At 36.3% G+C, this 21,975-nt stretch carries 19 protein-coding genes; 8 read left to right on the top strand and 11 right to left on the bottom strand.

The genetic code is table 11. The annotated features are described in order from the left end of the window. Positions 1-5: 5 nt before the first annotated feature. The 4 genes from nrdD to corA all read right to left on the bottom strand — a co-directional run bounded on the left by nrdD (position 6) and on the right by corA (position 4,917). Positions 6-1,853 carry an anaerobic ribonucleoside-triphosphate reductase gene (gene nrdD, locus CKV71_RS03280; protein ID WP_095103824.1) on the bottom strand — a complete coding sequence of 616 codons (1,848 nt, stop codon included), beginning with the start codon at positions 1,851-1,853 and terminating at the stop codon, positions 6-8. Between the two features lie 168 nt (positions 1,854-2,021). Next, positions 2,022-2,510, bottom strand: a complete 489-nt coding sequence (locus CKV71_RS03275) for a hypothetical protein (RefSeq protein WP_095103822.1) — start codon at positions 2,508-2,510, stop codon at positions 2,022-2,024. A 320-nt stretch (positions 2,511-2,830) separates the two neighbouring features. Beyond that, positions 2,831-3,871 (bottom strand): type 2 isopentenyl-diphosphate Delta-isomerase, encoded by a 1,041-nt coding sequence (gene fni / locus CKV71_RS03270; protein WP_095107228.1) that lies wholly within the window; start codon positions 3,869-3,871, stop codon positions 2,831-2,833. A gap of 98 nt (positions 3,872-3,969) precedes the next feature. After that, positions 3,970-4,917: a magnesium/cobalt transporter CorA gene (gene corA, locus CKV71_RS03265; protein ID WP_095103820.1), complete on the bottom strand. Its 948-nt coding sequence runs from the start codon at positions 4,915-4,917 to the stop codon at positions 3,970-3,972. Between the two features lie 109 nt (positions 4,918-5,026). Here corA and CKV71_RS03260 point away from each other — a divergent pair, with 109 nt between their 5' ends. Genes CKV71_RS03260 through CKV71_RS03250 form a run of 3 tightly spaced genes read left to right on the top strand, consistent with a single transcriptional unit; the run spans position 5,027 to position 6,630 of the window. Continuing rightward, positions 5,027-5,506 (top strand): thioesterase family protein, encoded by a 480-nt coding sequence (locus CKV71_RS03260; RefSeq protein WP_095103818.1) that lies wholly within the window; start codon positions 5,027-5,029, stop codon positions 5,504-5,506. After that, a complete protein-coding gene (locus CKV71_RS03255) occupies positions 5,506-5,946 on the top strand; it encodes a hypothetical protein (protein ID WP_095103816.1) in 441 nt (146 codons plus the stop codon). Before CKV71_RS03260 ends, CKV71_RS03255 begins: the two co-directional genes overlap by 1 nt. A gap of 45 nt (positions 5,947-5,991) precedes the next feature. After that, on the top strand, positions 5,992-6,630 hold the full coding sequence (locus CKV71_RS03250; protein WP_095103814.1) for a hypothetical protein: 639 nt from the start codon (positions 5,992-5,994) through the stop codon (positions 6,628-6,630). 527 nt (positions 6,631-7,157) lie between these two features. On the opposite strand, the gene CKV71_RS03240 is transcribed toward CKV71_RS03250, so the two are convergent. Together CKV71_RS03240 and CKV71_RS03235 are read right to left on the bottom strand one after the other, a co-directional pair. Beyond that, the gene (locus tag CKV71_RS03240; RefSeq protein WP_095103810.1) at positions 7,158-9,083 is read right to left on the bottom strand and encodes a DHA2 family efflux MFS transporter permease subunit; all 1,926 of its coding nucleotides are present in this window, start codon (positions 9,081-9,083) and stop codon (positions 7,158-7,160) included. 12 nt (positions 9,084-9,095) lie between these two features. Then, positions 9,096-9,743 (bottom strand): HlyD family efflux transporter periplasmic adaptor subunit, encoded by a 648-nt coding sequence (locus CKV71_RS03235; RefSeq protein WP_095103808.1) that lies wholly within the window; start codon positions 9,741-9,743, stop codon positions 9,096-9,098. Between the two features lie 128 nt (positions 9,744-9,871). On the opposite strand from CKV71_RS03235, the gene CKV71_RS03230 reads away from it, so the two are divergent. Further along, positions 9,872-10,444: a TetR/AcrR family transcriptional regulator gene (locus CKV71_RS03230; RefSeq protein WP_095103806.1), complete on the top strand. Its 573-nt coding sequence runs from the start codon at positions 9,872-9,874 to the stop codon at positions 10,442-10,444. A gap of 123 nt (positions 10,445-10,567) precedes the next feature. Continuing rightward, positions 10,568-13,069, top strand: a complete 2,502-nt coding sequence (locus CKV71_RS03225; RefSeq protein WP_095103804.1) for an MMPL family transporter — start codon at positions 10,568-10,570, stop codon at positions 13,067-13,069. Between the two features lie 67 nt (positions 13,070-13,136). On the opposite strand, the gene CKV71_RS03220 is transcribed toward CKV71_RS03225, so the two are convergent. The 3 genes from CKV71_RS03220 to CKV71_RS03210 all read right to left on the bottom strand — a co-directional run bounded on the left by CKV71_RS03220 (position 13,137) and on the right by CKV71_RS03210 (position 16,739). Beyond that, the gene (locus CKV71_RS03220; protein WP_095103802.1) at positions 13,137-14,357 is read right to left on the bottom strand and encodes a putative multidrug effflux MFS transporter TcaB; all 1,221 of its coding nucleotides are present in this window, start codon (positions 14,355-14,357) and stop codon (positions 13,137-13,139) included. Between the two features lie 146 nt (positions 14,358-14,503). Continuing rightward, positions 14,504-15,901, bottom strand: coding sequence for a TcaA second domain-containing protein (locus CKV71_RS03215; protein WP_231917543.1), 1,398 nt, complete (start codon positions 15,899-15,901; stop codon positions 14,504-14,506). A gap of 376 nt (positions 15,902-16,277) precedes the next feature. After that, a complete protein-coding gene (locus CKV71_RS03210; protein ID WP_095103800.1) occupies positions 16,278-16,739 on the bottom strand; it encodes a MarR family transcriptional regulator TcaR in 462 nt (153 codons plus the stop codon). Positions 16,740-17,063: 324 nt separating this feature from the next. On the opposite strand from CKV71_RS03210, the gene CKV71_RS03205 reads away from it, so the two are divergent. Then, positions 17,064-17,897 (top strand): YdcF family protein, encoded by an 834-nt coding sequence (locus tag CKV71_RS03205; protein WP_231917542.1) that lies wholly within the window; start codon positions 17,064-17,066, stop codon positions 17,895-17,897. A 61-nt stretch (positions 17,898-17,958) separates the two neighbouring features. Here CKV71_RS03205 and CKV71_RS03200 read toward each other — a convergent pair whose 3' ends face one another. Both CKV71_RS03200 and CKV71_RS03195 read right to left on the bottom strand, forming a co-directional pair. After that, positions 17,959-18,648, bottom strand: coding sequence for an ABC transporter ATP-binding protein (locus CKV71_RS03200; protein ID WP_095103798.1), 690 nt, complete (start codon positions 18,646-18,648; stop codon positions 17,959-17,961). Beyond that, on the bottom strand, positions 18,648-19,706 hold the full coding sequence (locus CKV71_RS03195) for an ABC transporter permease (RefSeq protein WP_095103796.1): 1,059 nt from the start codon (positions 19,704-19,706) through the stop codon (positions 18,648-18,650). The genes CKV71_RS03200 and CKV71_RS03195 overlap by 1 nt, the downstream gene beginning before the upstream one ends. A gap of 165 nt (positions 19,707-19,871) precedes the next feature. Here CKV71_RS03195 and CKV71_RS03190 point away from each other — a divergent pair, with 165 nt between their 5' ends. Continuing rightward, the gene (locus CKV71_RS03190; RefSeq protein WP_095103794.1) at positions 19,872-20,546 is read left to right on the top strand and encodes a response regulator transcription factor; all 675 of its coding nucleotides are present in this window, start codon (positions 19,872-19,874) and stop codon (positions 20,544-20,546) included. After that, on the top strand, positions 20,539-21,918 hold the full coding sequence (locus CKV71_RS03185) for a HAMP domain-containing sensor histidine kinase (protein ID WP_095103792.1): 1,380 nt from the start codon (positions 20,539-20,541) through the stop codon (positions 21,916-21,918). Before CKV71_RS03190 ends, CKV71_RS03185 begins: the two co-directional genes overlap by 8 nt. Positions 21,919-21,975 lie beyond the last annotated feature (57 nt).

Below are 21,975 nucleotides of genomic sequence, written 5' to 3'. Positions count from 1 at the left end.
TTGCATCATCCCTTATCTTTCAGATGTTTGACGCGTGCAGTTATTTCTTTTTGACGTCCTTCAATCGTCGGTCTTTGCACCGGGTTGCCTAAATAGCCGCAAGTGCGTTTAACTACGTCTACCGTTTCAGGATTGTGGTTACCGCAAGTCGGACATGTATAACCTTTAGCTGTCGTATTAAACTCACCTTCAAAGCCGCATTCATAACATTTATCTATAGGTGTATTAGTTCCAAGATAACTGACTTTGTCATACGCATAGTCCCAAACTGCTTCCAACGCCTTCGTATTATGCGTCAATTTTGGATATTCGCAATAATGAATATAACCGCCGCTTGCCAAGAACGGATAATCCTTTTCAAAATCAAGCTTTTCAAAAGGTGAAACAGCTTTACGCACATCATAATGGAATGAATTCTGATAATAACCTTTATCTGTAATATTTGGAATTAATCCGAAACGTTCACGGTCCAGACGACAGAAACGATCAGTCAACGATTCACTCGGCGTACTATAAAGACTGAAGAAAATATCATATTGTGCTGTCCACTGTTTTTGAAAATCCTTCATGCGACGCAATATATCTAAAGTAAAAGTTTTCGCTTCAGGATTCGTTTCCCAATTAGGACCGTAAAATACAGTGGCCGCTTCATACAAGCCGATATAACCAATAGAAATCGTTGCCCGTTGATGTTTAAATAACATCATCACATCATCCTTTTCAGATAAACGTTGATGAAACGCACCGCTCTTATACAGTATAGGCGCATTATTCGGTACCGCATCTTTCAACCGCTCAATACGATAAACCAGCGCATCATGAATCAATTCCATACGCGCATCCAATAAACGCCAAAATGCCGCTAAATCCCCGCTCGTTTCAATCGCAATCCGCGGCACATTCAACGTCACCACCCCTAAATTCATACGCCCACTATTCTCGTTCTCACCTTGCGCATTCTGCCATGCCGGCAAGAAAGAACGACAACCCATCGGCGCCTTGAAATCACCTAAAATTTCCACCGTCTTATCATAATTCAAAATATCCGGATACATCCGTTTCGTCGAACATTCCAACGCCAACTGCTTCACATCATAATTCGGATCTTCCGGTGCGAAATTAATTCCTTTTTTGATGGAAAAGACAAGCTTTGGAAAGATAGCTGTCACATGATGGTGCCCCAAACCTTGAATACGTGTGTTCAAGATAGCTTTCTGAATCATACGGTTATACTTATCAGTCCCTAGACCAAAGCCTAAAGTTACAAAAGGTGTTTGGCCATTAGAAGTATACAGTGTATTAATTTCATATTCTAAACTTTGCATCGCATCTCGAATATCCTTCTCAGTCTGTTGATTCACATATGTATCCAATTGATCAGGGTAGACAAACTGCTCAGCTATTTTACGATGTTTCTCAGCATTTAACTCTGCATATGGACTTAAGATTTCATCAATGCGGTCCACTGTACATCCGCCATACTGACTGCTAGACACATTCGCAATAATTTGGACAATCTGTGCAGTTGCAGTTTGAATAGATTTCGGAGATTCGACTTGTGCATTGCCGATTTCAAAGCCGTGTTCTAACATACCTTGAATATCAATCAAGCAACAATTCGTTAAGGGTTGAAATGGATGATAATCTAAATCATGAAAGTGAATATCGCCAGATTGATGTGCAGCCGCTACATGTTTCGGCAATAATTTTTCTAATGCGTAAGATTTTGAAACGACCCCCGCCGTTAAATCACGCATCGTTGTAAAGGTTTCACTATCTTTATTAGCATTTTCATTAATAACAGTCGGATCTTTATTGATTAAGTTGCTTAGGCTTTCTTCAATTTTAAACATAAAATACCCCTTTCATTTCTATATATGGTGTTCTAATTACAAAATTACCACAATATATAGTAAATGAAAGAGGTTCTTGGAGTGTTAACAGAGATGTCATAGCTTTATGTCTTTCTTTTGAATTTCATGTTATCTGCAATAAAATTTATTTTAAAGTTAGATGAAGTATTAAATTGAGTAATTAAGCGGACGTTCTTGGATTACAGAAGTATCATTTAAACGGTGATTTTTAAATTCAATCAACTTGCAATCTGGTAGTTGTGCGTTAGTTTCATCATGTAATAATCCTAAATAGAGATAATTTTCTCTGTCTTGCAGATAAGGTGTAATATCATAGATTTGGGACTCTTCCGCTTGGCTGATTTCCATTCTGATTTGGTGATTCAATTCTATTAAAACCGTCTTGTGTTTCATTGGATTAATCTCCAAATGATACGTATGGTCAGGATTAAAATTATGAAGATCAAAATATTGTTCGGCGATTTCAACTTTCGTGTTTACATTGATTACTGATGGTCGCTCCCATTGCGCTAATTTAATAATGTTGTCTAGTCGATTGATATATGAAAGTTTTTCCATTTTAGTTTTATAGAGCTGCTCGATTTTGTACATGCATTGTTGTATTGGATTAATAGTTTCAACATAATAATAAGTCAATTTTTAGACCCTCCAATGGTTTTCTCATTTTCTAGTAAAAATTTAGCACGATTTTTAAAAGAGTCACATAGCATTATGTTTCCATTTACAGATGATTTGTTGCCAATTTATATTTTATAATTATATGCTGTCACTATTTATACAAATATTAGTTAATTTACTCAAATATGTATTTGAAATCAACAACTATTTGGATTATACTATATGTAAGCGTTACCAAGATTGTGATCTCCTTCGCAGTCTTCTTAATGCAATTACCAAAACCAAAATTGCTACAAAAATAAGCAGTTCAACCTTCTACCAGTTGAACTGCTTATTTTTTATTGATCTAAGCCGCGTTGCTCGATCCATGATCTTAATGTTGTATCTAAGACTACATCAGTATGATGCAATGCTTCAATATCAGATGCATTGACCATAACTGCAATTTTCTTCATTTGTTCAATGAATTCTTCTACAAACTCTACAGTTTGTGCAATACCATTGGATTCGACTTGTTCTAAGAACGGGCGAGACATACCCACTGCTTCTGCTCCCAAAGCCAGACACTTAACCGCATCAAGTGGATTTCTCACTCCACCGCTCGCAAATACAGTAACTTGATTTTGCAGATTTTTACTTTCTAATAAAGATTCTACTGTCGATTGACCCCAATTCTTCAGATAAGACATGTCTTTCAGTTGGCGTCTTTCATTTTCAATATTTACAAAGTTTGTACCGCCTCTGCCACTGACATCTACATAACGGATACCGATTTCTCTTAAATCTTGAATCAGTTCGCGGCTCATTCCGAAACCGACTTCTTTTACGATCACTGGAACATCAACTGTTTGCACAATCTCACTTAAATTGTCCATCCAATTTGAGAACGTTCGATTTCCTTCAGGCATTACGAGTTCTTGCGGAGAATTGACGTGCACTTGCAACGCATTCGCCTCTAGCATTTCAACCGATTGCTTGGCTAAATCAGCTGGCACATCTGCTCCCACATTACTAAAAATAATACCTTTCGGATTCGTTTTGCGAACGATGTCGAAAGAGCTCGCCATTTTACTGTTACGTAAGGCAGCATGTGTTGAACCTACAGCGATAGCCAACCCAGTTTCACGTGCTACTACGGCTAACTTCTCATTAATTTGTTTCGTCCATTCACTTCCTCCGGTCATCGCATTGATATACAGCGGTGCAGACATTGAAAAATCAGGTAAATCCACTGATAAATCGACTTGATCTACATCTATACTCGGAATGGAATGGTGCACGAATCTGACTTTATCGAAATCCGTCAGTTTTGGATCGTTTTGCGCCATCGCTATTTTTACGTGGTCGTCCTTTCGTTGTTCCCTTTTTGAATCGCTCATCGCATTTCCTACTTTCTGTTCTCTTAAACTCATATTATTGTAAGTGTATCAATCTCTGAGTGCTTCTGCTACCTATTTGCAAAAATCACATCGAAAAGTTAAAACATATTTTTACGTTTGAAATACCAAATACAGCCAAGTGAAATCACTAACATCAGAAGCAATACAGCATAGTAACCATAATGCCACTTAAGCTCAGGCATATTTTGGAAGTTCATACCATAAATACCCGCAATCAAAGTCAAAGGCATGAAAATAACCGAAACGATGGTCAGTATTTGCATGACTTTATTCATTCTAAAGGTTGTATAGGATTCGAAGTTATCTCTGATTTCTCGCGTAATATCTTGTGCCGTCTGTAACATGCTTTCTTCTTTCGCAATATGGTCAATAATATGCTGGATATACATTTTATGACGTTTATCTTGCACTAATCGACTTTCATTCTGCAAAGTATCGATAACCTCTTTCATAGGCATAATTACTCTGTTCAATTTAATAATATCCGACCGTAAATCAAAGATATGGTCCATCATGTATTTATTCGTACGGTCACGACCATGTTCATCTTCAAACATAAAGACCTTATCTGAAATTTCTTCCACGTAATAAAAATAATTATCCACGATATGATCTAAAATATATAAGACAATATCTTCACAATCAAGGTTCTTGTCAAAATGATTCTTCACTTGTTTATTCACAGTATTGACTTCTCTTATATTTCTATGATGATAAGTAATCAACACATTATCTTTAATAAAAATATTCAATACCTCAATCTCATATTCTCGCGGAGAAATTGTATGAAACACGATATTTTGATAATTTTCGTAGGCTTTATATTTAGCTCTTGGATTTGCATGAATGGTATCATCCATTTCTAATGGATTAAATTCAAAATGTTTGAGTAAATAATCACTCTCTTCCTCTGTCGGCTCATTCAAATCATACCAAATAATCGTTGCGTCGCTCGGAATATCTTCAGCATGCTTGATTGAAGTTAAGGGTTGTTCTTTTGTTTGATAATAAATAGAAACGCTCATTGCTTGCCTCCTTTTTCAATTCAAGATAAATTCTTTTGTGTGTAGCATACCGTTATTTTTAGTAAAATAGAAGTAATTCTGAAAGATAAGATAAAAGGAGCAATGCGTAATGACAGAATGTTTTACTATAAACGGCCGTGTAGATACTTCAATGATTGACCACAATCAACATATGCACGATGCGGATTTCAATAAAGTATTCAGTGAAGCTTCTAATGAATTCAATTACCAGCACGGTTTATCATTAGAAGATAGAACTCGTTTAAATTATACTATCTTCACCTTAGAAGAACACACAACTTTCCTTTCTCAACTCAAATTAAATGATACTTATTCCATTCGTATTTACCTTTATAACTACGATTATAAACGCGTGCATTTCTTTTTAATGATGTACGGCAGTAAAGATCAATTGGTTGCAACGAATGAATTGATGATGATGGGTATCGACCGCGATACTGAAAAATCTGCACCTTTTCCAAAACAGTACTGGGAACAAATAGAGGCATATTATCAGGAACAGCCAAATATCGACTGGCCGAAACAATTAGGCCATCGTATTGCTATTCCAAATAAGGAGGATAAATAATGACTGAAACGTTTCAAGATCAAATTAAAATGGCACTCTATGACTTATCTGATGAAGTCAAGATGCAATTAAGCGAGTTAAATCAGTCTACTGAAAATATTACCCGTGGCCCTGACCATAAACTCTTTGAACGCGGAATATTATTAGGTTATTTGCAAGGACAGCGACAAATGATTCATGGTATCGAAGAATTGCTCGAACAAAGTGTGAGTGACGAGGTCTTCAAAAATGAATTAGCAGATGTTCAATCACAACTTGAAAAGGATTTCGCTTCTGAAAATCAGACACACAATGATTTGAAAGCTCAAACTATTGTTACGCCAGAGAAAATCTATCAATCAGCGCTTGCACTCTCTCATACTTATGAAATACAAGGCAAACTCTATATTGTTCAAAGTATAGGTGCTAAAATAAAAGAGATCTCTTTAAATGAAGATTAGTCATCAAATTGTAAAAGCAGAAGAAAGGAGTTGTTGATCTTAACTATGAACGCTCAACCTTCACACTCTCAATTTCAAGAGAGACTTAATCAACAACCGCTGCATCGCGGTCATCAGTTTTCTAATAAAAGAAAACATTCATGGGTCAGTTTGATTATTCATCTGATTGTACTCATATTGCTTGCTATTACGATGTATAGCATGTGGAAAGAACCGATTTTCAATATTGTGCTCGTTAACCAACCTATTAACTTCTCGCAAATATTGAATTTCCAAGAAACGTTGCAAAATATCTCTACACAAAATATTGATCTTACGCAGATTAATCAACTGCAAGACAATATTGCAAAGTTGAAAACATCGTTTTATATTTTCTTTTTCGCAGGTGCGATTAGTATTCTATTAACTGTCTTGACACTTATTTTCAACCGTACTGCCATCAAAATCATTAATATGGTAATTATTGCGATTATGTTTGTAGTGCCTTTCAGTTTATCATCTATTATTAATGAAACTGCAAAACGTGTAGCAGATAATCTCAGCCAATATTTCTTGAGTTTCAAACCCGATCAAATTTTAACAACAGCAGATGCTTTAAATAATGCTGTTACATTGTTGGCGTGCTGTTTCGGTCTGTTATTTATCAGTCTGTTCTTTAGAAATCGCCGTATTAGAATTAAATAATTGTATGGAGAACTGGGCCTGTATGATGTCCCAGTTTTTCTATTGAGGCTTACTGATGAGCTTAATCTAGACACTTCTCGAAATCTTGTGTCTAGATTCGCCCTCTTTCTAGACACTTCTTAAAAACTTGTGTCTAGATTCACCTCTTTTCTAGACACTTCTCGGTATCTTGTGTCTAGATTCACCTCTTTTCTAGACACTTCTCGAAATTTTGTGTCTAGATTACATGCTTTTCTAGACACTTCTCCGAATCTTGTGTCTAGATTCACCCCTTTTCTAGACACTTCTCCTAATCTTGTGTCTAGATTCGCCCTCTTTCTAGACACTTCCCGGAATCTTGTGTCTAGATTCACCCCTTTTCTAGACACTTCTCGAAATCTTGTGTCCAGATTACACCCTTTTCTAGACACTTCTCGGAATCTTGTGTCTAGATTCCTACACCTCATTAATATCCCTCTTTTTCCTAAAATCAAAAAAACGACAGTGCCGCTACAACACTGTCGTTTACCCCATAATATTCAATTAGCTTATTCGTTATGTTCTTTAGCGTATTTAGCAGCTTTCTTTCTACTTTGAATGAAGAAGCTCATAACTAACGCGATAAGACTGAAGAGTGTCGCTATCCAGAATGCGTCATTAACGCCTTCAACTGTAGCAAGTTTCTTGAGGAATCCCATCAATACTTGCATAGCGCCATCTTCACCGCCAAATTTCATGGCAAGTTGTTTCATTTGATCTTGAATAGCTGGATTTGTTTTATCTAAATCTTGTGCAAAAGTGTTCATGTGTTGCGTTGTTTGGTTAGTCATAACTGTAACCAAAATAGCTGTACCGATAGAGCCAGCTAATTGACGCAAAGTATTTACGAGTGCATTACCATGTGAGATTAAACGTGCTGGTAAAGCATTCATACCTGCAGTCATAATCGGCATCATAATGAATGCCATACCGAATGAACGCAATACATAAATACCCATGATTGATAGATAAGGTGTATCCATGGTTAATTTAGTTAACTCCCAAGTTGCGTATGTCATAATCGCAATACCGAAGATAGCCAACGGTTTAATTCCGATCATGTCATAAAGTTTACCTGCAACTGGTCCTAACAGCCCCATTACTAAGGCACCTGGTAGGAGAAGCAATCCTGAATCGATTGCTGTAAATCCACGTAAATCTTGTAAATAAATTGGAAGTAATAACATACCGCCATATAAACTCATCATCACAACAACGTTGATGAGTGTTGTTAAAGTGAATGTCGGGAATTTCAATACTTCGAAATTCAACATAGGCATTTTCATTCTTGTTTCTCTGATTACAAAGAGCACAATAAAGATAGCACCTATAATGAATGAAATTACGACTGTATTAGAACCCCAACCGTCATTACCTGCTTCACTGAATCCATAAAGCAATGAACCGAATCCAATGGTACTGAAGATGATACCTGGGATATCTGCTTTTGGATTTTCAGTACGTTGATATAATCTGAACCAAATAAATCCTACTACCACGGCTACGATTCCGATAAAGAACATGCCGTAGAACATAACGTTCCAGTGATAGTTCTGTACGATGTAACCTGATAAAGTTGGTCCGATTGCAGGTGCTAAAATCATCGCGACACCCATGGTACCCATGGCTGAACCACGTTTTTCCGGTGGGAAAATTGTCATAATAACATTAGAACCTAATGGCATTAAGATACCTGCGCCGGCAGCTTGTAATACACGACCTGTCATCATAATTGTAAAGTTCGGTGCCAACGCACAGACTAAAGAACCTATAGTAAATATGACAAGTGAGAATAAATACAATCTTCTATAAGAATACTTTTCAAATAGAAACGCACTGACAGGTATAAAGATACCGTTAACTAACATGAATCCTGTCATCAACCATTGCCCAGTTGAAGCAGAGATATTAAAGTCAGTGTTGATTTTCGGTAATGCCACGTTCAAGAGTGTTTGGTTCAAGATAGCAATGAACATACCGAATAACATCGCCGCTAAAATTACATTTCGTGATACGCCATTACCGAAGCGGAACATAGATTCTTGTTGGTTATTATAATTTTCTCTGGTTTGACGTAATTTTTCTTGATTACGTTGTTTTCTTTCTTCTTCTGTTTCTGTTTCTGTTTCTTCTTTGTCTTCTTGATCTGCTTTATCATTGACTGATTCATCATCTGATGGTGATGTTGAATCTTCGGCTGGTGCAGTATGATGTTCCTCATCATGTGGTTGCTCAGTCATTCTTTCATTTTGAGAACGCGAAGGTTGTCGATCTAAGTCGCTCGCTTTAAATTTAGATGTTTGATTTCTATTACGTGCTTGACGTTGTTCCAGTTTTCGCGAAGCTTGTTTCTTATTACGTTTACGAACGAATACATTCACTAACGCAATAAGAATCAATGCGATAACAATATATATAATTAAGGCAAGTGTCATTTAATGACCTCCTTAATTCTTATGAATACTTACTTCAGCATTCATGCCTGGAACAACAGAATTAGATGGTGCAGAGTCTAAAGAAATTTTGACAGGAACAACTTGGGATACTTTAGTATAGTTGCCGTCACTATTAGAAGAAGGCATTAGTGAGAAGCTAGATGCAGTTGCTTTACCTACTTCGTCAACTTTACCTTTGACTTTAGAATTTTGTCCATCAATTTTAATATCTACGTCATTGCCTTTTTCGACATCAGAAACATCTTTTTCATCGACGTTTGCAGTGATGTACAAGTCATCTAAATTATAAGCGTATGCAATCGGAGAACCCGCTTGGACCATGTCGCCTTCAATGCCGTCAGTTTTTACAATAGTACCATTTTGAGGCATTTTGATATCCATTTTTTGAGGTGAGCCATCTTCACCTTTACCAGTTACTTCAGCAAGTTTATCACCTTTGCTGTACTCTTTATTTTCTTTAGCGTCAAATGAGTCTAATTTACCAGAAAGAGGACTGGCTATTTTCATTTGGTCCCCGTCTACTTTCGCATTATCTGTTTTAATATATCCTGTTGCTTGGTTATAGTAATAGAATCCACCGATTCCGATAAGTACCAAAACAATGATTGTAATGATATTAACCATTATGATCTTCTTCATTTTCTTTCCTCCTATTTGCTATTTAAAGTCACTTTATCTATTATAAAGACGTGTAACTAAAAAAAATACCAACATTTTTTATAAATATGTCGGACTGATTTCTCGCAATTAACAGAGGTGCCTTTATAATGAAGAAAAACGCAAAACGTAAAATTTTTGTAAATACCATCGATTTGATGGAAGAATATCCAATTGACGAAATTACTATTAAAATGATTTGCGCATATAGCGGTATTAACCGTTCAACATTTTACGCCCACTTTACCGATAAATATGATTTGTTTGAGCAAATTCAAGCTTATCACATATCAAGAAACTTACAGATAACAAATACGCTCTACCAAAATTTTGATCAAGTCAAATATAATAAAGCCAAACTTTTACAATTTTTCCGTATTCAATTCAAATATATATATCGCTATCGCCGTTTTTTTCATGCAGTATTTATTAGCCACCCTCAAAAAGACTTTGTTATAGAGATGGTGCACCTTACCTATGAGTCGTATGAGAAAGTAATGGCTAAATATACTGACATGGATTATCACATGTACTATATTCAATATTTAATCGGCGGACAACTCGGTGTCGTATTCTCCTGGCTGCGACGTAATTGCGAGGAATCTCCCGAAGAAATGGCACGTATTATGTTGAGAAATACTATAAAAATGCGTGAATTAGAAGAAACTGACCTGCCTAGTTAAATCCACTACGTGCAGGTCTTTACTTTACAATAATCAACTTCTTTACTATGATTGTAGAGTAAAGAAACTATTAGTTGATTAAAGTCAACTAATTTTTTTTTTAAAACTATAGGGAGGTTATTTATGAAGACCATATTGAAGTTCAGATGGATAATTTCAATTATTGTGGTGATTGCCATTGCATGTTCCATTATTTTCGCTCCGAATTTAGCGCAACTTGCAAATGACAAAGGAAAAATCGCTCCACCTAAAGACACAACATCTCAACAATATGATCAGAAATTAAAAGATGTCGGTGCAAATTATAAGAGCATCAGTGCTGTGGTGCAGTTAAATCATAAATTGGATGCATCCAGCAAAAAGGATTTAAAGGATTACATCAAAAAGGTCAAAGATGTTAAGCACGTTAAAACTGTCATTGATCCATTTGAAAACAAAGATGTTGAAGATAAGTTAGTATCTAAAGATAAAAAATCTGTGATGATTCCAATTGAAACAACGGATGACAAAAATAAAACGTTAGACGCTGTAAAAGATATTAATAAAATCAAACATCAAGATTTTAAAGGGGCCTACGTCACAGGTAATGAAGTCATTAATGATGACATCAATAAAAGTGTCAACGAAGGACTAAAAACAACTGAAATTATTACAGTGATTTTAATTTTAGTTATTTTATTCTTAGTGTTCCGTTCAGTCGTAACACCTTTCGTACCGCTTCTACTTGTAGGTTTAGCTTATGCCTTTTCACAAGGTGTATTAGCATTCTTAGTAAAATATATTGATTTCCCTATTTCCATTTACATCCAGCCATTCTTAATTGCATTACTCTTCGGTATCGGAACCGATTATTGCATTCTTTTATTAAATAGGTATAAAGAGGAATTAGGTAAAGATCAAAGTAATTTCGATGCTGTGTTAAATACATTCAAACATGGCGGTCGTACAATCTTGATTTGTGCGATTACAGTACTTGTCGGTTTCGCTGCATTATTCTTTGTAGAATTCAGCCTATTCCGCTCTGCTATGGGTATCGCAGTCGGTGTCTTGTGCTTAATGATCATTCTCTTCACATTATTACCGACACTATTGCTCCTACTAGGTGGCAAAGTCTTCTGGCCAAGCAAGAAAGCAGCTGACCATAGAGACAATAAATTATGGGGTGCATTAGGTAAATTTACGAATAAGCGTTCTTTCTTAGCATTAGTCATCGTCTTAATTATTATGGTGCCGATTATTGTTTTCGCGCCTAACACGATTACGTATGACAACACAAATGAAATCGGCGATGAATACGATTCTATTAAAGCTATCAATATCATTAAAGACGATTTCAATATGAGCCAAGCATTTCCTGTCAATATCGCTATTAAAGACGATAAGAAATTAGATAATGCTAAAGGCGTTAATGATTTAGAAGCGCTTTCCCAATCTATTGAAAAAGTAAAAGGCGTTAAAAGTGTCAGCACTATTACACGCCCTACTGGCAAACCTATTAAACAATTATCAGCTACAGATCAATTGAATCAAATTCAAAGTAAATTGACAGATGCCAATAATGGTCTCGGCCAGGTCAATGATGGACTCGGCCAAATGGATTCACAAGTTAAACCTTATACTGATCCGAGTCGTGTTCAACAAGCGATGCAGCAAGGCAGTCAATCACCGCAGCAAGCTGGACAGCAAGTCACACAACAAGCTGGTGAAATGTCTAAGGCACTTGAACAATCTCAACAAGGTATTTCTAAAGTACAAAATGGACAATCACAAATTCAAGAACGTCTTAAAGACATGTCTGAAGATAAAGGCATGAGTAAATCAGGCATGTATGTGACAGATGATATGTTGAAAGATAAGAAATTAAAACAATCTGTCGATCAATATAGTAAAGGTGACGGCAAAGTTCTGTTATTGAATGTCGAATTAAAAGATGATCCGTTCTCTAAAGCTTCAATGAATACAGTTGAACGTATTCATAATACTGTGGATAACCAAGTTAAAGGAACAGCATTTGAAAACAGTGATATTGAATATGGCGGTACATCTTCTTCTAATAACGACTTGCAGAAAATCATTGATAGCGACATGGCTAAAGCCATCGCGCTTATTACAGTGTTCTTGTTCGTTGTACTCTTAATCTTTGAACGTTCAATTATTATGCCGTTGTATATGATTGCTTCTATTTTAATCACTTACTATGCTTCTATCGGCGTCGCTAATTTAATCTTTAACGATATGCTCGGCATGGGAGGATTATTATTAGTTGTTCCATTCTTCAGTTTCGTTGTACTGATGGCGCTCGGTATCGATTATGCCATCTTCTTAGTCAACCGCTTCAATGAAGAAGTCGACGCAGGCAAATCGATTACTGAAGCGTTGCTAACTTCAATGAGTAAAATGGGTACGGTTATCATGACTGCTTGTATCATCTTAATCGGTACGGTTGCAGCGCTTTATACTTCTGGTGCGATGACGTTAATGGAAATTGCAACTGTTATTATTTTAGGTTTAATTATTTATAACCTATTCATGCTGCCACTCTTCATTCCAGCATTGATTAAATCATTCGGTCCTGGAAACTGGTGGCCATTTAAAACACATGTTAAAAACCACAAAGACGCGTAAGACAAAGTTTGAGCGGGAGAACGACCTGTAAAGGTGGTTCTCCCGCTCTTTTGCTTTTTCTGCCCTGCTACTCTCCAGGGGTTTCTTTTCCTGAAAAGGTTTTAGCGATTAAGAGGTGCAGTATGATTAATATTACTGAGGTGATACTGATAATGATCAGGTACGGAATATAGCTATGCTCGCCCATCAGCCCTACGAGTGGTGTACTGATGCCGCCAATCAAGGTTTGGACTAATCCCAACAGACTTGATGCACTGCCGCTGCCGCCTGTTCTTTCGTCCATCGCTACTGAAAAGGAAATGGTCGCAATTCCTGTAACGGGTCCTACTAGCAGCAAGAAGGCGATGAATAGAAAAATAATCGGCAAATGAAGGGTCAAGACGATGGTAATGATAATGACGCCTATGATTTGCACGAGTGTGTAGCCGCGCATGATGGCAAGCGGTTCAAAGTAATCTACGAGTTTGCCTGCAAGTTGCGACGAGATAATCAACCCAATTCCGATGATTGCAAACATCCAGCTGAAGGCTTGGGGTGACAGCGTGTAGATGCGTTGGGTGATGAAGGGTGAAGCGGATATGTAACTGAATAAGATGACAAAGGTCATTCCTTGCAAGAGCATCGGCAATACAAATTTCGGTCTTTGCAAGAGTGCTTTGAATTGCTTGATAATGGATAGAATATCGGCAGGTTCGCGTGCTTGTTTACTCAATGATTCTGGAATGCGCAGACTGGTTGAGAGCACCATGAAAATACCGAAAATTGTTAAGATGATGAATACCATGTGCCAGTTCGAGAAGATTAAGATAATTCCTCCCAATGTGGGTGCTAATACGGGTGCGACGCCGTTGACGAGCATGAGGACTGCTAAGAATTTAGTCAGTTCTTTCCCGCTATACATATCGCTGGCAATTGCACGTGAAATTACGGCTGCAGCGCCTGCACATAACCCCTGTACTAATCGCAAGCCGATCATCATCGTGATATTGAGTGAAAAGATGATACCGAGGCTTGCAAGTGTATAGACAATCATCACAATAACGAGTGGCTGTTTTCTTCCGACAGCGTCTGAAATCGGTCCCATCAATAAGTTACCGAATGCCAGTCCGACCATAAATAAAGTCAGGGTCAGTTGTGCTGCGGACGTTGTAGTATGGAAATCTGTTCTGATTTGCGGCAATCCTGGCAAAAACATATCAATTGAAAGTGCGCCGATAGCAGTTAAGGCACCTAATATAATGACTAGAAAGATGGTTGGTTTCTCTCTTTCTATATGGGTGTGACTCACAAAATCTCCCTCTTTCTCTATAGATAAACATTAGTTTAATCGTATACTTTAATACGGCTGAAATAAAGTATTATTTTCAGATTGTTGAAAAGAAAAAGAGCGAAATAGAAATCTAGGGATTGATTTCATTATTTCGCTCTTCAGTATTATTCTTGATTACTGATAATTTTCAAATCTGACTCATCGTCGCTTTTAGCTGGATGCTTAGCTGAATCTTCTAATTTATATTTAGATGTCACCCAAACGCCTTGGCTGTTGATATTTAGTACTTCCGCATAAACTTTAGAACCTTCTTGTGAAACGTCCACTACTTGCGGACTTTGAATCAAAGACTGGATACCTTGCCCTGTCTGAAAGTTTTGTTTCATCGTTTTATAATCTGCAGTATCTGGCTTGAAAAAATTTGAAATGCTCGCAAAGTTATTTGTGCCTGCTGCATTATTCATAGCTAAGGAATACTTATTGAAGAACTTAGTGACTTTATTTTTCAAACTATTTTCTTCTTTTTCTTTCTCTTTCACGTATTTATCAATTTTTTCTTTTTCAAAATTTAAGCGTACAGGCGTATTTGATTTCAGTTCATTCGGATAGAGTTTAACGGTACTTGATTTAAAAGTTTTACCTTTAGCCTTCCCTTCAGCAGTAACTTCTATTTCTTCAGTTACGGGATAAGGACCATATAATTTAGCGTGATCATAGCTGTATTGCTTGCCATTAATTTTAACTTTTGTATTCTTTTTATCTAATTTATCTGCACCTTCTAAATTGATATTCAAGTTAGCTTCTGGGAAGTTTTCATGAACATCGACGGTTTCACTGTTGCTGTTTTTAAATGAGAAGGTTAAGTAACCGATGAATTTTCCGTTGTCATTCTCTTTAGTAGCCGGAATCTTATAGATACCTGGGATAAAGTTACCTAACATAGTCGGCTTATTCGGTTCTGCAATTACCTTTCTCTTCTTGTCATCTGCACGGAAAATATAAGTCGTTTTTGATTTTTTCTTGATAATCGCTTTTTTAGTTTCTGTAGCAAACCCGATATTATCAAAAAAGATATAACGACGTCCGTTCATAGTGACTCTTAAGATTTTATTTCCGTCAGGTGTTTTAATATAACCAGCATCTTTATGATGTTGATCAATATCATGAACAGTGGCGTTTAACTCCTTATCAAATTTTTTCAAACCGATTTCATTTTTAATATATTTAATAAAGGTTTCCGCTTCATCATTACCTACTTTATTATCCCGTGTACTTAAAATATTCGAAATCCGTTGTGTGTCATTACTTTTCACTGCGTTTACAAATATTTTAGCTTGAGCTTCGGGAGAATTATAATTCTTCAACAAAGAGAAGAGAATAATTAATAATATCACTATGAATATTCCAATGCCCCAAGGCACCAATTTACGGACAGTTTGATTGATATTCTCATTAGATTTTGTTTCGGTTCTTCTTTTTTGTGCATTTGATTTATTTAAATCGTCTTGTTTGTCATTTTCAGATTGCACCATTTCATCCACCTCAATTAATCCAACTCTCATAAAAATATTTCCTGGGAAATTTCTTCTAAGTTTTGCTTACCGTTTAAATTCCGTTTATTTTTCGTTTCTTTAGTGTATATGTATTCAAATCATTCGAATAGTTTGCAATTAACATTTTTTACATTTAACCCGCACAAATTTTACAGGTAATTTACCGAAAAGTAAAATTGTTTCTATACATTAGTTCATATTTCGTGCTATTTCTATTATAGAATATCTTTTAGGGGATTAATATACGAATTTGGACCTATACACTGAAAACATAAGGATAGGAACGAATCGCCTAAATTAAGTTTTAACCACTATTCAGTTTGTTGACGGCCGTTGATAAAACAGGCTGAGACTTAAATTGTCCCAGCCTGCTCTTTATAAATGCTTATAATTGATTCTCTTTTACGTATTCTTTTATGCGTTGATCTATGATACTTAAATTTTCAGCAGTTTCTTCAATTTGCTTTTCACTTAAATCTTGTACTAAATAAACAGCGACTTCACTGACTATTTTTTTAGAGCGCTCGATATATTCGCGCCCTTTTGGGGTCAACTTCACATATTTTAAACGTTGGTCTACACTCGCATTTTGTTTCTCCCATTGGATGAGATCTAGTTTAATCAACTTTTTCACACGGCGGCTGATTGCTGCTTTATTGACGCCTTGTTTCTCAGTAATTTCTGATAAGGTGAGTGATTTATTGTTGTCTAATAACAATACTGCTTGAGATTGTTCCATAGATACATTGTATTCATGACGTAAATCTTCCAGCAGTTTGGCAACCATGGAATTGATATCTTCCAAGAAATGACCCATAAAGTCGATATGTTGTTCAATATTTTGCATGAGCTTTCTCCTTCATTTAATTAAATATTTTTCCGAAGTATTGTTTAGCTTAAACTACACTATGCTTCTTCTGTCTTTTTAAGGATACCATATTGAAAGAAACTTAAGAAAAAATAGGGTAAAATTAAGTACATGAATTCTTGAGGACTGAGGTCAATGACATTGTTTATTTCTACAATACTTAGTATTTTACTATTATGCAGTTATATATATTTATTTTTCAACCAACGACATGGTTTGAATATTATTTCGTTTTTTCTTAGTTTAATCACTGGTTTCTGTATAATTATTATACATTTATTAACCGATACTTTTCCATACGATTTGGCAATTATCACCTTAATCGGCGGACTCTTATTATTATATAAACACCGTGCGATTTTCGAATGGAAAAGCGCGCGCATGTTCTTATTGCGTCTGCTCGGTTTAGCAATTGCGATTGGTTTATTAGCATGCGCCTTTTACCTGCTCAGCTGGTTGCCTGTTCCTATTTTAAATGGTCTCTTTTTATGGTTATGTTGGATTACTGTCAGTGCATTATTTGCACTCGTTCATTATTTAAGTTGGTCCTCTGCTTATAGTATGATTGATTACCCTAAGCCGACCGATTTAATTATTGTATTAGGGGCTGGACTGTACCGCGAAAAAGTAACCCAGATGCTGGCTTGGCGTTTAGACCGTGCAGTAGCGCTCTATCTCGCACAAGACCACCCTACTTATATTGTAGTGAGCGGAGGAAAAGGCGAAGGGAACCAAGTATCAGAAGCTGAAGCGATGAAGTCTTATTTAATAGAACAGCATGTACTCCCATCACATATTATTATGGAAGCTGATTCCCATAGTACCTATGAAAATTTATACAACACAAAGCAGATTTTAGCAGACCGGTTTTCCATCCATCCAAGAAATATTACTATCATCTCAAGCCAATTCCACGTTTTGCGCGCCTTGCGTTTTGCACAAATATTAAAATTGAAAGCAAGTGGTCTTGGAAGCCGTACACCTTATGCCTTTTTCGATACAGCTTTAATTCGTGATTACTTAGCTTTAATGTATTGTTATAAATTATTACTTACCATCTATTTCGGCTTGCTATTCATTTTCAGTATTTTAGAGACTAATCCCTTCTTATTGAAACTATTAGGGGTGGCAAATTAAAAAGTCGACGAAAACTTTCAAAATTTTCGTCGACTTTTATTTAAGTTCAAATGTTTATTGTTTATACTACTTCACTTGCATCTTCTTTATTTAATATTTTTCCATCAAACAAATCGATGACGCGGTCTGCATATTTAAATAATCTTCGGTCATGCGTAATGAGAATGCCTACCATGTTTTCTTTAGTAATACGCTCACGAATCATTTGCGTCACTTCTGTAGCGCGGTGAGCATCTAAACTGGCTGTAGGTTCGTCTGCTAAGATAATTTTCGGATCATTCATAAAGGCACGCATAATCGCCACACGTTGTTTTTCTCCTCCAGATAACATATGCGGATATGCTTTCAAACGGTGTGTCAAGCCGATTTGGTCGAGTAATCGATGTGCACGTTGATCTGCATCTGCTTTGCTCATTCCCGCTTCTTGCCCTACAATGGTTAATTGTTCTAGTACTGACAAATAAGGAACTAAATGCGAAGCTTGAAAAATGAATCCAATTTCAGTCAACCGCATTTCTGCTTTGGATTTTGCTTTATTGAACAAGGGTTGCTGATTATATAATATCTCGCCAGAATCTTGATCTTGCAAGCCGCCTAATATGGTTAATAGTGTTGATTTGCCAGAACCAGAAGCACCACTTAAAATGACAAATTCGCCTGGCTGCACATCAAAGTTCACACCTTTGAGAACGTCTGTCTTCGCTTCTCCAGTACCGAATGATTTTGTAATATTTTTAACTTCTAAAGTCATTAAGCTTCCCCTCCTATTGCTTGTATTGGATTCACTTTGACTAATTTAATGAATGACAGTGACGCACCGATAATCGCTACAAGTATAAATACTCCGATAACCAGCAGCATATTCGTAATAGTGATGTGGAATGGCATCGTTACAGGCATAAACATCGATAAGACACTAATGATAAGAACTGAAATAACTACACTCATCATAGTCACTAACAAGATTTGGAACACAAGCGACCATAAGAGGTGTCTTGTGCGAATACCAATCGCTTTCAAAATACCGATTTCTGATATTTTTTGAATGGTCATGACATAGAAGAACGCACTTAATACAATAGCAGTGATAAAGAATAAGCTGATAATCATCATATTTAACGGCGCTTGTTCCGCATTATAACTTGGTATATTATCTGTTAACGTTTTTTCGCTTACCACTTTAATACCAGAGATGTCATTTAATTTATGCTGTTCTGCTTTTGTCATATGTTTTACAGGATAAAAAGATGCAGCTTTCGGCATAAGTTGATCAAATTCATGGTTTGTCGTCATCACAGCTGAACTGTGAGAATACATCGTATCATTCATAATACCTACAATTTTATAGGCTTCTCCATGTCCTTTCATTTTAACTTTGTCACCGATCTTCAATCCTTCGCCAGTTAATTTTTTATTGACCGCAATTTCATTGTTTGATTGAGGATAATGCCCTTTCGTTAAAGCTGGTTTGAAATCTTTGACTGGATTAATCAATAAAATATCCAGATCATTCGTTTGATCTGAAATCATTGTTTGTTGTCCTAATTTAAAGGGTTTCTCATTAATAATATTTTCGATATCACTTTGCTTGTCAGGTTTAATTATCGATTTCTCAATCACAGGTTGTTTGATATCTTGCACTACAAATTTATCGGCTTGCATATTATTCAGCATGGAAATATTTTCACGTCCAAGTCCTTGGGCAAGTCCGCTGATGAACAGTACCATGCTTGAAAGCAGCAAGATAATCAACATGATTAAGATGAATTTGAATTTATAGAATGTCATTTCTTTCCATGCTAATTTCATTGTTCATTTCTCCTTCTTTTTTTATGATACTTTTATTCTAGAAGGACTATATGAACTGAATATGAACTTTAAGGAAAAAAGAAAATCCGTATGAAAGATAGCGGTTGAGGGTGTATGAATGAAATAGGTATAATAACTTTAAACCATATTGTAGGAGTGAATAGAATGACAACATGTTTAATTGTAGATGATGATTACCAAATTCTGCATTATGTTTCTTCCTATTTAGAAAAAGAAGGATTTAAAACAGCAACTCAACCGAGTGCTGAAGGTGCTCTGACTTATTTAGAACAGCATCATATAGATATTGCAATTGTAGATATCATGATGAATGGTATGGACGGCTTTGAACTATGCCAGAAACTTAAGGAAATCTATGAATTGCCTGTCATTATGCTGACAGCACGTGATGCTTTAAGCGACAAGGAAGAAGCTTACTTAACAGGTACAGATGACTATGTAACGAAACCATTCGAAGTGCAAGAGCTTATCTTTCGTATCAAAGCTGTGTTGCGTCGCTATCAAATTAATGCAGAAAATGAACTGGAAATCGGCAATTTGACATTAAATCAATCTTACTTAGAAATCGCCACAAAGAATAAAACGATGACCTTGCCTAATAAAGAGTTTCATCTGTTATTTTTATTGGCCAGCAATCCTAAACAAGTATTCAGTCGTGAAGAGTGTATAGAACGTGTATGGGGATTTGATTACGATGGAGATGATCGTACTGTAGATGTGCATATCAGACGCTTGCGCAATCGTCTGGCTAAAATCGGCAGTAATGTCAGCATTGAAACCGTACGTGGTTTAGGTTACAAGGTGGAAGCGCATGTTTAAAACACTCTATTCTAGAATCGCCATTTATACTGTCGTTATTATGTTGTTTAGTGCGGTCGCAAGTTTTATTCTGTCCAATATTTATTACCATGTGCAATTGAAACCTTCTAATGATCATAAAATTATGACCACATTGCAAGAAGCCAAACATTATCAAGAAGAAACGCATACCAAGGATATGCCGGCTTATTTCCAACATATTAGTGAGTTGAATTTTCAAGTTTTGACCGTCAATCAAGCAGGACATCGTCAATTTTATGGCGACCATTTTCGTCGCGATAATCTATCTGAAAAAGCCATTCGCCAAGTATTGAATAATCAAGACTACCACGGTATACGTAATCATCCTTATCAACTATTTGTTACCGGCTTTTTCGATAACGAAACGGCCAATACAGTCGGTACCGCTTTTCATACGCCTGAAGGCAAAGTAGCTGTCTTTATTCGCCCAGATATTGGAAAATCATTCAGTGAATTCCGCGTCTTTTTAGCAATTCTATTAGTGTTATTGTTGCTCATTTCAATGCTCTTAATCATCAGTTCGACTTATGCTCTGATTAAGCCGATTTCGCAATTAAAACGTGCAACGAACCGATTAATGGAGGGCGATTTCAACACGCCGATAGTTACGACTCGAAAAGATGAACTAGGAACCTTGCAATATCGCTTTGATCAAATGCGTTTATCCTTAAAGCAATTAGATGATATGCGTCAGCACTTTGTGCAAAATGTTTCGCATGAAATTAAAACGCCTTTGACACATATTCATCAATTATTAGATCGATTGAGTGTAGCTGACAATAAGCAGGAACGTGAATATTATATTGCTGAAATCTATGCAGCAACAAATCGTTTGAGTAATCTCACACGTGCCTTATTATTGTTAGCAGAATTAGATAATCATGAACACCTTGAATTTAAAGACAAGATTGAAATTGCTGAACTTATCCGTTTAATTATTCGTCATGAACAATATTCAATTGATGCTAAAGATTTGATTGTCTTAACTGATATTGAAAATATTACTATCCAAGGTAATTATCGTTTGATTTACCAAGCCTTCCAAAATGTGATTTCTAATGCGATTAAGTATTCAGAACAAGATGGCAGTATTGATATTGAAATCGCACCTTCGGAAAAAGATAAAAATCAAATCATCTGCCGAATCACAGACGATGGTCCCGGTATGACTGAAGAAACGCAAGCACACTTATTCGAACGATTCTATAAAGGGACACATTCGGCTACCAGCAATGGACTGGGTTTGGCTATTGCTCAAATGATTATTCAACTTCATGGAGGGACTATTGAAGTTGAGAGTACGCCTGGAGAAGGCAGCACCTTTATCATTGCACTCTCTAAAAACATTTAAAAAATAAGCAGAAGGAGCGGAACCCATTAATGTCCCCGCTCCTTCTGCTTATATAAT

It is taken from the genome of Staphylococcus piscifermentans (genome assembly GCF_900186985.1).
GTDB classification, from domain to species: domain Bacteria; phylum Bacillota; class Bacilli; order Staphylococcales; family Staphylococcaceae; genus Staphylococcus; species Staphylococcus piscifermentans.
Note: the sequence above shows the minus strand (reverse complement) of the source record. Positions and strands in the feature narration are given on the sequence as shown.